This is a genomic window from Acinetobacter sp. ANC 4910 (assembly GCF_004331035.1).
In the GTDB taxonomy this organism is placed as follows: domain Bacteria; phylum Pseudomonadota; class Gammaproteobacteria; order Pseudomonadales; family Moraxellaceae; genus Acinetobacter.
This window is the reverse complement of the sequence record NZ_SJNT01000002.1, coordinates 111,096-125,331: the sequence shown is the minus strand read 5'-3', so window position 1 is coordinate 125,331 and position 14,236 is coordinate 111,096. Positions and strand designations below refer to the sequence as shown.

Here is a 14,236-nt window from a genome sequence, read left to right as displayed (position 1 = left end):
TCAAGGATTAAATTTCACTTTCTCTTTTTTCTTCAGTCATTAACCAATCAATGATATTCATGACATCACGATTCTCATTATTTTTTCTGACCATTGCATAAAAATTATAGTCACAATAGATAAAACCAAAAGGGGCAATGACCCTTCCATTTAATATTTCTTTTTCGACTAAAATTTGAGGGGCTATCGCAATTCCTAAGCCTGAAACAGCCGCCTCTATCATTAAATTGAGACGATCAAAATAACGATCATTCGCTTTTGGGGAAAAGTTAATCTTAGACTGATCAAACCATGTATGCCATGCACTTTTATTTGAGTGGGTATGAAGTAATGGATAATTTAAAAGATCATTTTTTGTGTGAAGCGGATTTATTTCACGATTACAAATAGGCCCCATGTTATCGGGAAATAAAAGATATTTATTCAAAAAGTTGGGAAGTAGATGATGCTCACTGATGCTATTGATAAATATGTCAACTTTCTCTTTTTCTAACAATTTTAAGTCATTACATGTCATTAATTTGATATGGATATTGGGATAAATGACTTCGAGCTTTTCTAATCGGGGAATCAGCCAATTTGCCATAAAACTATGAGAAGCGCCTATTACCACTTCTACCTCTGATGTTTTATTTGTTAACTCAAAGACGCATTGTTCTAAACGATTAAAAAGATGCGTACAAACTCGAGATAATTCTTCTGCATCCGTTGTCAGAGAGATGGTAGAGGAATGTCGAATAAACAATTTTTTATCTAACCATTCTTCTAACTGCTTTATTTGGTGGCTAATTGCACTATGAGTGACACACAATTCTTCCGCAGCTAAGCTGAAACTTTTATTTCTGGCGACGGCTTCAAATGCTTTTAAAGCATTAAGGGGAGGGAGTGTTCTACGTTTCATGTTGTAAATTTTTCTAACATCATGAGCTCAAAATATATCAATTATCAGAAAAATGAAAATATTTTAAGATGAAAAAAATGGATACAGCAAGAGATATGAGATGACGACCCCTTATACAGGTAGTGGTCCTGATGAATTGGGATTTTTTGGTAAATTTGGCGGATGTTACATGCCAGAAAGCTTAATGCCCGCACTTCAAGAATTAGAGCAAGCCTTTAATACTGTTCGGCACAAACCTGAATTTTGGGCTGAATATCAAGATATTTTAACGGACTTTGTTGGTCGTCCTAGTCCTCTATTTTATGCAAAAAATCTAACAGCTTATGCGGGAGGCGCTCGAATCTATCTCAAGCGAGAAGATTTGAACCATACGGGTGCACATAAGATCAATAATTGTGTCGGGCAAATCTTATTGGCTAAATTTATGGGGAAAACCAGAATCATTGCAGAAACTGGTGCTGGACAACATGGTGTGGCAACAGCAACGGTTTGTGCACTGTTTAAGATGAAATGCACCATTTTTATGGGAGAAACAGATATTCAGCGCCAAGAAATGAATGTTGAACGCATGAAATTACTCGGAGCTGAAGTCAGAAGTGTTCAAAAAGGTCGTGGTACTTTAAAAGATGCCATGAACGAAGCATTACGTGACTGGATTCGTCATGTCGATACAACCTATTACCTGTTGGGTACGGGTGCAGGTCCTCATCCATATCCGACTATGGTCAGAGAATTTCAGAAAATTATTGGTCTAGAAGCCAGAAATCAAATACTCCTTAAAGAAAATAAACTGCCCGATGCTCTAGTTGCTTGTGTCGGTGGGGGATCAAACGCATTAGGGCTGATGCATCCTTTTCTAGAAGATCTGAATGTCAAAATGTTTGCCGTTGAGGCGGGTGGAAAAGGCACACATACTGGTGAACATGCCGCCTCTATTTGCAAAGGTCAAGTTGGTGTGCTGCATGGCAATTTAACCTATTTATTACAAGATTTAGATGGGCAAATTTTGGAAGGGCATTCTATATCAGCTGGCTTAGATTATCCTGGTGTCGGTCCTGAGCATGGCCTTCTGTTTGAAACTGGGCGTGTGACATATACGGCTATAACCGACCAAGAAGCCGTAAATGCGTTTCAGCTTTTAAGCCAACAGGAGGGCATTATTCCTGCGCTTGAGAGTTCCCATGCGATTGCATATGCGATTCAACTTGCTCAAGAAATGCAGCCAGAACAGATCATTATTGTCAATTTAAGTGGCAGAGGTGACAAAGACTTAAATACGGTCAAAAAATATCTTGCAGGAGCTACAGCATGAACCGTCTAGATCAAAAATTAGAGCAATTGAAACTGGAAAATCGAAGCGGTCTGGTCTGTTATTTTACTGCTGGAGATTCTAATTTCGCAGAAAGTTGTCGTCTGTTAAGTCAATTAGGTCAAGCTGGGGCTGACATTATTGAAGTTGGCATTCCTTTTTCAGATCCAGTGGCAGATGGCGAGATCATTCAGGCAGCACATCTTAGGGCATTAAGTGCAGGTCAAACGGTAAAACAGACCATTGAGTTAGTAAAAGCAATCAGGCTGCATGATGACCAGACACCAATAATTTTCATGACTTATTTAAATCCGATTATGCAATATGGTTTCGAGACACTTGTCGCCGAAACAGAAAATCTTATAGATGGAATATTGATTTTAGATGCTCCATATGGATATCGAGAAAAATTTGAAGTGCAGTTAAGTGAAAAAAATATGCATTTAATTGCAATGACAGCGCCGACTACCCCAGTTGAAAGGTTAGAGCAAATTTCAGCGCGCGCGACAGGTTTTTTATATCATGTAGCAGAAAATGGCTTAACAGGAGGAGACTTAAATTTGGCTAATCTTGAGAAAAAGATTGCTGAAATCAAGCCTATTTTTAATATTCCAGTTGCAATTGGCTTTGGGATCAAAAATGAAAACCATGTTAAAGCACTAGCCAATAAAGCAGATCTTATTGTTATCGGTTCAGCACTTGTCGATACTTTTTTTAATAAGGGAATGAACGCGACTTTAGAAAAGGTCACAGTTTTTTCACAGATACTGAGACAAAATAAAGAATAGGCTGGCGCCTTTCATAAATCTTCTTTAAAACCATAATTGAATATAAAACAGTATTTTATCTTAGCCTTCTCCCGAAAGGGAGATGGAAATTTCAATGTAAATTTTTAACTAGAGGTGATCGTTTTTTTGCTATTGAAAACATCTACTATTTTCACCTATGCAGAAAAACTTTATAAAACAAAGCACTGATGTTAAAAATTAAGCCAAAACAGATAGTTTGTGTCTAAGATTAATACCTTTTAAAAATCACTATTATCATACAGATGTGACATGCGTTTTTGCTTTGTTTCGAGATAATTCTTATTAAAGCTATTTAAGCCTACTTTCAAAGGAATACGTTCAACTACATTAATACCTAAATCGGTCAAAGATTTGATTTTAAATGGATTATTGGTAATTAACTTGACGTCTTTTATTTGTAAATAATCGAGCATAATTGTGCACATATCATACTTGCGAGCATCCGCTGGCAGGTTTAATAATAAATTAGCATCAAGAGTATCATGTCCTTGGTCTTGAAGTGCGTAGGCTCGAATTTTATTGGTCAGTCCTATACCACGACCTTCTTGGCGCAGGTATAAAATGACACCTTGACCTGCATCATTAATCATTTTCATGGTTGAGTGTAATTGTGGACCACAATCACATTTGAGTGATCCAAAAGCATCCCCTGTTAAACATTCTGAATGAATTCTGACCAGTACAGGTTGATTGGGGGCAGCATTCATCCCTTTAGCAAGAGCGATATGTTCTTCACCAGTACGTTGATCTTGAAATGCTATAATTTCAAAATCGCCAAATGCAGTAGGTAACTTTGATTTGGAAACAAATTCTATAGCCACTGGATCATCCACCTATATCTTGATAATAGATAAAAAACGCTAAATTAAACTTAAACAAGTTAAGGCACGTGTTCAATTTATGAAGTGTTTGCTTAGTTCGTAAGGTTATTAAACTTTCAATCCAATAATATTCATTAGATAGTGAATTTTATGTGAAACAGCTTTGTTGAATGCACCTATTTTTTCGTATTGCGTTAATCATCATTCTCATCTGCATAAGCCTAAACAGCGAACATGCGTACACCGATGAGTCTACTTAAATTCAAGCATTTCTTCATTTTTGCTATATCACGAATTGCTTTGATATCACTTAATAAATTTTAGAGTTAGAACATTGGCTGAATTAAACTCTAAAAGAGGATGTGGTAGATTTCATCCCTAGTTTTGCTTAAAAAAAGAGAACGATGCTCACGTTTGATTTTTGACTTTTACGCAATAAAATCTATGTATACAATATTCTTGAATTAAACGTAATAAAATAAAAATATCTAAAATTTAGTCGGATCTTATATTTATCTATGAATCTAAAATGAATGAAGTTGAGAATGATTATTTTTATTTTAATACGAAATAGCCTTGATTTTTAGTGTTTGATTTTAAAAATATTTTCATAAATTAATTTAAATTTAAGATCCTTTTTATAATGTATTAAAATCTATTTATAGTTTTGAATTTAGGGGTTGTTATGAAAAATAAATATCCTTTGCCCATAATGATCATCCATTGGCTTACGCTCTTCCTGGTCGTGTTGGCTTATACCACTGGGGGAGACCCAACAGTGCATTTAAAAAGTGGAGAACTCCATGTTTTTGCTGGGATATCCGTATTTCTGTTATTTTTGATCAGAATTATAATAATTTCTATTTATCGAAAAGATATTCCACAGAATAAACCAAGGAGTAAATATCAAAGAACATTATTTTTGATGGTGAAATACACGCTTTATTCATTGTTATTTTTAATTCCTGTGTTGGGCTGGGTAACTTTATCTGGTTTAGCCGAGGGTTATCAGTTGTTTGGAATGAGTTTACCCCTCATAAGTAATTCATGGGATGTAGAAATAATTGGTGAAATCCATGAATTTCTAGGGAATTTCTTTATGGTACTGATCGGCTTTCATGCATGTGCGGCATTAATTCATCATTATGTATTTAAAGACAATGTTTTGAAAAGTATGCTTTATTTTAAAAAATGAACCAAGAGCTTAAAAGATTATGATTGAATCAAATATTGATCTTGAGTTGAGGGCAAAAGCTGCTTCAAAGTCAACATGGGTAAGTGTTGCAGTTAATATTTTCTTGTCGATTGGGCAGATATGGATTGGTATTTTTTCTAAATCACAAGGTTTAGTTGCGGATGGTGTTCATACGTTAAGTGACTTAGTCGCTGACTTTATTGTCTTGGTTGCGAATCGTCATAGTCAAAAAGCGCCAGATGATGTCCATCCTTATGGTTATCTCCGTTTTGAAAATGCAGCATCTTTTGTACTTGGTTTAATTTTACTGTTCGTTGGGATAGGCATGTTATGGACGGCAACGCATAAAATTCTTCACCCCGAGCAAATTCCCCAAGTGCATAGTCTGGCACTTTGGGTTGCGATTACGGCATTGATCTGTAAGGAACTTTTGTTCCGCTATATGATGTTTGTTGCCAAAAAAGTAAAATCGAGTTTGCTGATTGCGAATGCTTGGCATGCACGTTCAGATGCAGCATCTTCTTTTGTTGTGGCATTGGGGATTATTGGCAATCTCGCTGGATATCCGATTCTTGATCCAATTGCGGCCTTAATTGTCGGTTTGATGATTGCCAAAATGGGTTTCGAGTTTAGCTGGACGGGCTTACATGATTTGATGGACAAGTCGGCAAATGAAGATGAAATAGCGGCTATAAAAGAAACCTTATTGAATAAAGAGGGCATATTGGGTTTACATCAACTCAGAACCCGTAAAATGGGCGACATGATTATTGTGGATGTTCATTTGGAAGTCAGTGGCGAGCAAAGTGTAAGAGAAGGGCACAAAATTGCAGTCGATGCCAGAAATGAAGTCCTCAAAAAACATAATGTGATTGATGTGGTCACTCACATTGACCCGATATAATTTAAAAGTGGACATAAATAGGCATCAAGAATAAATAAGATTCAAGATGCCTGAATTTTAAAAGATTTATTGAAAATACGTCATACGTTTATTGGCTTCAATTTTCCCTTTGAATGAATGAGATACTAAGCAACGTAGTTGGATTGTGCTTAGATGAATAAAATGATCTTATGCAGTGGGATTTGAATCATGGGTCACCACTTATTTTTTATTTTTGATTAATATTTGAACCAATATAAAATTTTGATCAGAAGAAAAAGAGCATGAACATTGTAGAGCAAATCATAAACTTTGCAGATCAGCAGATTTATATAAAGCGATGGTCAGTTGGATTGAGTCAGCAAGCACCGATCATTTTATTGCATGAATCCTTGGGAAGTGTAGAACTTTGGAAAACTTTTCCAGAGAAACTGGCGGCAATGACACAAAGGGATGTCATTGCTTATGATCGTCTAGGTTTTGGTAAGTCATCGCCATTAGCCCAGTTAAATTTAAATTTTGTGACCGATGAAGCATCCTCTACATTTCAACAGGTGCTACAGCATTTTCAGCTTGAGCAGTTTCTGGTTATGGGACACAGTGTTGGAGGTGGCATGGCAGCAGTTTGTGCAGGAGTGTATCCAGAACAATGTCGTGCCGTCATTACGGCTTCCGCACAAACTGAAGTCGAAGATGTAACCCTAGCAGGCATCCTGAAAGCTAAACATAGTTTTAATAATGAAAAATTTATTGGCCGATTAGCAAAATTTCATGGCAATAAAGCGCAGTGGGTTTTAAATGCATGGACGGATACATGGTTGTCCCCTACATTTGTAGATTGGAATATTAATGACCAGATTCGTCAGATTCACTGCCCAATGTTGGTGATTCATGGCGAGCAAGATGAATATGCAACTCTGGCTCAACCGCAGCGTTTTGTTGATTTGGCAGCGGGCGAAACGGAACTGCAAATCTTAAAGGATTGTGGTCATTTTCCGCATCAAGAAAAAGAAACTGAAGTCCTGAAGTTGATTCAGAATTTTATCAAAGACATTTAAATCATGCGGTATGGATTGTATTTCATTAAGGTTGAAAAAAAATGTAGAAACACACCTTTAGCCTATGTGCTGAAGCGCTGTTTCTACACTGCTGGAGTGAACTGGCAGAAAAAACTTAATTCGATATAGCTGCTTTGGCTAAATAGTTTGCCATCTCTTCCTCTGGCACCATGCCGCCCCCCGTGCCCCAAACAATATGATGGGCATTCTGCAATTGTTGCTCCGTGAAATGATGCATTGCCGCATATTCAGGATGTTTTGAAATGAGTACGGGCCCCAACATGCCAGCTAGAGCTGAAGGTTCTAATTGCAGTTTTTCGGTTTGGTTCAGCAAACCCAGCAATTGATAAAGGGTCTGGTCATCTAAGGTGTAAAGACCATCCAATAAACGTTGCATAGCACGACCGACAAAACCAGAAGCGCGACCGACAGCGAGTCCATCTGCATCGGTGATGTTGTCGATGCCGATGTCTTGTACCGAGATTTGATCATGCAAGCCTGTGGCAATGCCCAATAACATGCAAGGAGAATGTGTTGGTTCGGCAAAAAAGCAATGCACATGATCGCCAAATGCCATTTTTAAACCAAAGGCCACGCCACCAGGGCCACCACCGACACCACAAGGTAAGTAGACCAATAAAGGGTGTTCTTGATCGACTTGAATATCACGTTGTTGTAATTGCTGCTTTAAACGTTCCCCTGCCACGGCATAACCTAAAAACAGGTTTTTGGAGTTTTCATCATCTATAAAATAGCAGTTTGGATCTGAAAGCGCGGCTTTGCGTCCTGCTTCAACTGCAACACCATAATCTTCTGTGTATTCAACTACGATAACACCATGTGCACGTAATTTGTCTTTTTTCCATTGGCGAGCATCTGCCGACATATGTACTGTTACATTAAAACCCAGTTGTGCACTCATGATGCCAATCGATAGCCCTAGATTTCCAGTTGATCCTACTGCAATACGATATTGACTGAAAAACTTTTTAAATTCAGACGAGTTTAATTTGGCATAGTTGTCTTGAAGGGTGAGTAAGCCTGCATCGAGTGCTAGTTTTTCTGCAAAATAGAGCACTTCATAAATACCTCCACGAGCTTTAATAGAACCAGAAATGGGTAAATGGCTGTCTTTTTTAAGCCACAGCGTTCCCTCAATTTTTTGTCTGTATTGTGCTTCTAATTGTTGTTGCATCTTTGAAATAGATACCAGTTCAGATTCGATGATGCCATTGTTTGCGGCTGTTTCTGGAAATGCTGTCATTAGATAGGGCGCAAAGCGAGCTAAGCGGTCACGTGCATCATGAATATCTGCCTGATTAAGTCCAACATAAGGCAATCCTTCTTCTAGTGTTGTGAAATCAGGATTAAACCAAATGGTTTCTTTCAGTTCGATCAATGTTTTAACGATAGGATACTGTTTAGTGAGTTGCTGGATCTGTTGAGGATTCATGTGATGGCTCATATAGGTTTTGCAGGCTAAAAACAGAAATATTTAGTGGCAAGACAACGACGATGAGCTTATTTCAATGCATTTACTACACGGGGTCAAATGATGATATTTGACGTATGCATGAAAATAATTCATCTGTAATGCGCCTTAGTGCTGAATAAAACATGTTTAGATGAATTGATTTTAAGTCAAAGCGTATGCTTAATTTCAATATCAAGATGAGAGCCATGAATAGAGATAAAACAAATGAGTATGTCTTATAACAATCTAACAGGCTTTCAGTTATCCAAACTTTATACTTTTGAAGTTGCTGCAAGACATGAATCATTTGCCATGGCAGCCGCTGAGTTATGTTTGACACCGAGTGCTGTCAGCCATCAAATCAATCTGCTTGAAAATGAACTCAATATTCAATTATTTGAACGGTTACATCGTAAGGTGGTTTTGAGTCATGCAGGGCACAGATTACTGGCGGCTTTACAACTATCTTTTGATCATTTAAGTACCGAAATAAAAGCGATTCAAAATCAGGCTTTGGCGGGTTCTCTCACCATTTACGCACGACCCTCGATTACCCAATGTTGGCTGATTCCTAAATTGCAGGATTTTATTCAACAATATCCATTAATTGAACTGTCAATTTTAACAGGCAATGAGATGGTGAATTTTCAACGTACAGGCATTGATCTGGCGATTTATTTTGATCATCAGCCTTTAGCGAATCTGAATTATCAGTATTTGATGGATGAACACATCGGACCTGTTTGCAGTTCAGAATATGCGGAAAAAATGAATTTAATGGGTCATGAACAGCATTTAAAAGATTGCACTTTGTTGCATGACAGCCAAGCATGGCAGAACGGTACGGGAACTGAAGAGTGGCAGAGTTGGGCAAATCATTTTGCAGTAGAACTGAATACGTCAAAGGGGATGCAGTTTGATCGATCCGATTTGGCGCTCTTGGCTGCAAAATAGCATTTGGGGATTTGTATGGGTCGAAAAAGGTTAGTGCAACAAGATCTTGAAAATGGGAGATTAATAATTCCCTTTCCTGAAAAGTCTTTGGTATGTGAACAGCATTATTACCTTGCTTTACCGACAGGTCGGATGTTGCCTAAAGTCGATGCTTTTGTGACATGGTTAAAAGCACAAACCTAATTTTTGAATAACTGAATATGGTTGAATTGAAATAATTTTGTAAACACAGAAAGCCTGAATTAGATTGAATATTCTGTTGATCAGTAGTTTGTAAAATATCTTAGGGATTGGAGAGAGGTTTAAGAAAAAAATTAACTATATATTTTTGATTTTTATTTATATTCAATATTTTTTCAGTTAAATGTTTAGCACATTTTCATTCACGAAATCATGCATCTATAGCGTAAATAATACTGTGTGATTTCTTTCCATATTGTCAATTTGTGTCACAAAGTGTCATAAAATTCAGCTTGGCACTGGTCAAAAACGCTAAATTTTTATACTATACGGCAAACTTTATAATTACGACATCCACTTTATATTTATTAAAAACATTATGTTGAATCATATTTATGCTGCTTTAGAACAGCTGGGATTCACTACACAATAACGTGTATTGCATATCCAGTTTGCCAATGCGTTGCTGAATCAGCAGGTCTATTTACAGCGAATAGACGGGACGCATGGCTTAAATCAAGGCTTAACCGCCAGTTTAATTTGCTTGTCGACACATGCATTTATTCCGCTAAAACAGTTTATTGGCTGTCAGGTCGCTATAGACCAAGTGACTGACACAGGCCAATTGAGCCGTATCACAGGCATCATCACCCAAGCTCAAGCTGGAGCAAGCGATGGTGCACTGACTTTATATCGCCTCATACTTGAAGACCCGACCACCTTATGGAAACAACGCCGTAACAGTCGTGTGTTTATGAATAAAAATGTGGTGGATGTGGTCAACATTCTGTTCCAAGAGTGGCAACAAAAAAGTCCGCTATTTGCGGCAAGCCTGAGCCTTGATTTAGCAGGGCTGAGCCGAGAGTATGACATTCGACCTTTCATTATGCAAAGCAATGAAAGTGATTATGATTTTTTAACTCGGCTCCTCAGAAGCGAAGGGATGAGTTGGCTGATTGATGAAGCACAAACACTGCTTGCCCAAATTCACCAACCGATTCAAGCACAAAAACTACGCTTAATTGATGATAACCAGCACTACCAAGCCCTGCCACGATGTTTTATCCGTTTTCATCAGAGCAGTGCCGTTCAAGCCGCAGATAGCATTATCGATTGGCAGGCACAACGCCAGTTACAGCCCACAGCAGTGCATGTTCAGCGCTGGCAAGCTGATGCACTGACCCAAGATGATGGTGCAGGCAGTGTACAAAGCAAACATCAGCAAAGTGAGCAATATGATGTTGCAAGTTTAGGGCTAGAACAAGCATGGCATTTTTCACCCGCATGGATGCAAGACCTGAATGGGGAGGATGGTGCAACAGCATCGGGCAATCCACAACTAGAACAATTTAACCAGCAGTTATCGGACTATTACAATGCACAAGCCAAGCATTTCTGTGCCCAGTCTACGGTGCGAGATGCTCATGTGGGTTACTGGTTTGAACTGCAAGACCATCCAGAAATTAATCAACACAGTGGTGCAGACAAAGAATTTCTCATTACCGAAAAAACCTTTTATAGCCAAAATAACCTGCCTAAAGATTTAAACCAACAATTGGAGCAACTTCTCCAACAAAGTCACTGGCAATTTACATCTACACTGAGCAGCATTGCAAGTGAACAGCGCCAAGGCAATCTGCTGAGCTTACAACGTCGACATATTAAAACTGTACCCGCTTATCATCCCGAGCAACATCGCCCAGCTGCCCACCCGCAACGTGCTCAGGTGGTTGGACCGAATGGTGAAGAAATCCATGTCGATGAATGGGGGCGCATCAAAGTTCGCTTTTTATTCACAAGAAATGAAGACCATACACATGATGGTGGTGCGGGCAGCAATGATAACGATACGGACTCTGCTTGGGTGGATGTATTGACCCCATGGGCGGGTGAAGGCTACGGGGCACGTTTCTTGCCGCGTATCGGGGAAATTGTAGTCATTGACTTCTTTCAAGGAGACATAGATCGTCCTTTTGTGGTGGGACGTCTTCATGAAGCACAGCGTTCTCCTACAAAATTCGATAATGCAGGACAACTCCCTGATACCAAAAAACTGGCAGGCATTAAATCTAAAGAATATCAGGGAGAAGGCTTTAACCAGCTCCGATTTGATGACAGCACGGGTCAAATTAGTGCCCAGTTGCAAAGCAGTCATGCGGCAAGTCAACTCAATTTAGGTAAACTGAGTCATCCTAAAGCCACCGAAGAAAGTGAAGACCGTGGAGAAGGTTTTGAGTTACGTACTGATGCTTGGGGGGCAGTACGTGCAGGTAAAGGTTTACTAATTAGCGCTGCAAGCCAAAACAGTGCTTCAGATATTCAGTTGAATATTCAAGAACTGTTAATGCAATTAACGGAATCTTTGGATCAACTTAAAACTTTAGAAAACAATGCTCGAACCAGTAAAGTCTTTCAAGATGAAAATTATCAAATTAGTCAAGATCTTCTAACTCAAGTTGAGAGTACCTTAGAGAAATTCGACGAATTCAATATTTTAGTCAGTGCCCCCAAAGACTTTATTTCAGTAAGTCAGCAAAATCAAACTCATGTTGCTAAAGAAAATATAAAAATGATGGCTGGGAAACAATTTGATTTGAGCTCATCTGGTGAATTGACTGCTCATGCAGCAAAAGGCTTAAGTTTTTATACACAAGAAAATGGAATTAATGCTTTTGCCACACAAGGGAATATCAAAATTCATGCACAAAATGATGAGCTAGATTTAGCATCTTTAAAAGATTGCAAGATTATGAGCACTGAAAATGCCATCACGATTGCAGCCAAAAAAGAAATTATGCTGACTTGTGGTGGTGGGTACATCAAAATAAAAACTGATGGTTCAATTGAAATTAATAGTCCCGGATTAGTCGAAGTAAAATCTTCTCAAACTAAGTTCCTTAAAGGGAGCAATCATAATTTTCAGTTGCCGAATATTTCTAGCAAAATCTGTATTCCATGTTTGTTAGATGCAGCTAGGAAATCATTACCGTTTGTACATCGGGAAATTTGATATGAATACTAATCAACTCTTTGATCATATTTCTCAACAGCAAGAATCGAATCCAAATTTAAACTTTTATTTGCTTTTAGATAGTGCGAAAAATCATATCTACATTAAACGGTGGTTAAAGACACTGTCGGAAAAACAATTCAATCAAATTGGAAACTTATTTCACGGCACTATCGATGAAACTTCGCCCTTAGAAGTATCTCCTTTGTTGATGCACATCGATCAAGGAAACAATGAAACACTGCAATGGACACTTTTAGTTAGCGAGAATATAGGGATGTTTTCACTAATAGAAACATCTTTGTCTAAACAATCACTAATAAAGCATTTACAGCCATTTTTACAGGCTGAGATGCCGAATGGTGAACTCGCTTTGTTTCGGTTTTACGATCCATCTATTACTAAAATCTTAGATAAAATGTTGGATAAGCAGGAATATCAAAAATTATTTAAGCCCTTGAATAACTGGTGGGTTCAGCAAGCCAATGACACCTTTAATAATTTAGTGAGCGATTGATATGGCAATTAAGTTTACGCAAGAACAAATCGATTCATTTACTACAGATCGTGAAGAAGAATTAGCTTTGTGGAATTGGAATAGGTTAAAAGAAAAATTTCCTTTACTTTCCAAAAAATATTTTGACGATGATGAGAAAAAAGGTGTTGATTTTTTACTTCTTGCCCAAACTCGCGTGAAAAAATATTTACATGGTTTGGAAGATGATATTGACTACAACAAATGGCGCGCGGTCTATGGGGAGATTTGTTTCATTGTGAATAAATATAATATTGAAGAAGACAAATGGAATAGAGGAATTTTAGAAGAAAGGTTATGGCCCCCATATTTAAGAATAGATGTTTTAGCAGGGATTGTAGAAAGTTGCTTGAATAATTCTGAATCCCAAAAATTCTATGCTGCCTTGGAGAAAGAAACATGGCAGTAGCAGCGGATATAGGTAGTTTAGGTGGATGGGGAACAGTCTCTGAAACGGCAGGTACTGTTGTTAAAACAGGTACTAGAGTAAATCCTATCAGCGCGATATTGATTGGAGTTTTAACCCCATCCACATTAGGTGATGGAACAATTTCAGGAATGCATAATATTAATATTAATGTAGCAGAAGAGGATATAGAGGATAGCCGGTCATCTATTTCGCAGGAACAAAAAGATAGAGCATTAGCATCAAGTAAAGCAAAGACTAAAGAGTTAGAAAAATCTTGTAGTAGTAATAATAAAGAATGTAATAAAGGGCAACACAGTGGTCGAATCCAAGCACAAAATGGATATCGCATGATTGTAACTGCAACTGAAGCTGGTAGTGCTTGGACAAATCAACCAGTCCCACCACCATTACTTCTATGTAAGCAATATGCACTTTCAATGCGTATAGCTATGTTGAAAATAGAGGGGCATAGTAAACCTGACACGAAAATTAAAAGCCCTATTGATTATCATAATGGTGCAACGAAAGCATATAAGGCTCAATTAGCATGGATGAAATCTAAAACACCATACGGTGTTACAGTTGGAAAGCACTCATTTAGTTTTATAGGACGACATTTTACAGGTGTAATTCCTCCTGAATTTGATAGTCGAAGAATAGATTTAGATATTATTAAAGGTGAAATTTTAAAGGGTTAA

The 14,236-nt window shown here is 37.9% G+C and carries 12 protein-coding genes and 1 pseudogene; 10 read left to right on the top strand and 3 right to left on the bottom strand.

Annotated elements, in window-relative coordinates:
- Positions 1 to 7: 7 nt before the first annotated feature.
- Entirely contained in the window at positions 8 to 901 is an 894-nt protein-coding gene (locus E0H82_RS02400; protein WP_131262828.1) for a LysR substrate-binding domain-containing protein, read from the bottom strand.
- Positions 902 to 1,001: 100 nt separating this feature from the next.
- Here E0H82_RS02400 and trpB point away from each other — a divergent pair, with 100 nt between their 5' ends.
- Positions 1,002 to 2,213, top strand: coding sequence for a tryptophan synthase subunit beta (trpB, locus tag E0H82_RS02395; RefSeq protein ID WP_131262827.1), 1,212 nt, complete (start codon positions 1,002 to 1,004; stop codon positions 2,211 to 2,213).
- Positions 2,210 to 2,998, top strand: coding sequence for a tryptophan synthase subunit alpha (trpA, locus tag E0H82_RS02390; RefSeq protein ID WP_131262826.1), 789 nt, complete (start codon positions 2,210 to 2,212; stop codon positions 2,996 to 2,998). Before trpB ends, trpA begins: the two co-directional genes overlap by 4 nt.
- A gap of 239 nt (positions 2,999 to 3,237) precedes the next feature.
- Here trpA and ribA read toward each other — a convergent pair whose 3' ends face one another.
- Positions 3,238 to 3,840 carry a GTP cyclohydrolase II gene (ribA, locus tag E0H82_RS02385; protein ID WP_131262825.1) on the bottom strand — a complete coding sequence of 201 codons (603 nt, stop codon included), beginning with the start codon at positions 3,838 to 3,840 and terminating at the stop codon, positions 3,238 to 3,240.
- 685 nt (positions 3,841 to 4,525) lie between these two features.
- Between ribA and E0H82_RS02380 the strand changes: the two genes are divergently transcribed.
- From E0H82_RS02380 to E0H82_RS02370, 3 genes are all read left to right on the top strand, one after another.
- Complete coding sequence (locus E0H82_RS02380) at positions 4,526 to 5,035, top strand: cytochrome b (protein WP_131262824.1); 510 nt, start codon at positions 4,526 to 4,528, stop codon at positions 5,033 to 5,035.
- Positions 5,036 to 5,054: 19 nt separating this feature from the next.
- Positions 5,055 to 5,939: a cation diffusion facilitator family transporter gene (locus E0H82_RS02375; RefSeq protein ID WP_131262823.1), complete on the top strand. Its 885-nt coding sequence runs from the start codon at positions 5,055 to 5,057 to the stop codon at positions 5,937 to 5,939.
- A 263-nt stretch (positions 5,940 to 6,202) separates the two neighbouring features.
- Positions 6,203 to 6,976 (top strand): alpha/beta fold hydrolase, encoded by a 774-nt coding sequence (locus E0H82_RS02370; protein ID WP_131262822.1) that lies wholly within the window; start codon positions 6,203 to 6,205, stop codon positions 6,974 to 6,976.
- A gap of 115 nt (positions 6,977 to 7,091) precedes the next feature.
- On the opposite strand, the gene E0H82_RS02365 is transcribed toward E0H82_RS02370, so the two are convergent.
- Positions 7,092 to 8,429 carry a D-serine ammonia-lyase gene (locus E0H82_RS02365; RefSeq protein ID WP_131262821.1) on the bottom strand — a complete coding sequence of 446 codons (1,338 nt, stop codon included), beginning with the start codon at positions 8,427 to 8,429 and terminating at the stop codon, positions 7,092 to 7,094.
- A 246-nt stretch (positions 8,430 to 8,675) separates the two neighbouring features.
- Here E0H82_RS02365 and dsdC point away from each other — a divergent pair.
- The 5 genes and pseudogenes from dsdC (at position 8,676) to E0H82_RS02340 (ending at position 14,236) form a co-directional block, all read left to right on the top strand.
- Positions 8,676 to 9,587: pseudogene (dsdC, locus tag E0H82_RS02360) on the top strand (DNA-binding transcriptional regulator DsdC).
- A 436-nt stretch (positions 9,588 to 10,023) separates the two neighbouring features.
- Entirely contained in the window at positions 10,024 to 12,594 is a 2,571-nt protein-coding gene (locus E0H82_RS02355) for a type VI secretion system Vgr family protein (RefSeq protein WP_228258611.1), read from the top strand.
- A gap of 1 nt (position 12,595) precedes the next feature.
- Positions 12,596 to 13,111, top strand: a complete 516-nt coding sequence (locus tag E0H82_RS02350; protein ID WP_131262820.1) for a DUF4123 domain-containing protein — start codon at positions 12,596 to 12,598, stop codon at positions 13,109 to 13,111.
- 1 nt (position 13,112) lies between these two features.
- Entirely contained in the window at positions 13,113 to 13,538 is a 426-nt protein-coding gene (locus E0H82_RS02345; protein ID WP_131262819.1) for a hypothetical protein, read from the top strand.
- Positions 13,529 to 14,236: a hypothetical protein gene (locus tag E0H82_RS02340; RefSeq protein WP_131262818.1), complete on the top strand. Its 708-nt coding sequence runs from the start codon at positions 13,529 to 13,531 to the stop codon at positions 14,234 to 14,236. Before E0H82_RS02345 ends, E0H82_RS02340 begins: the two co-directional genes overlap by 10 nt.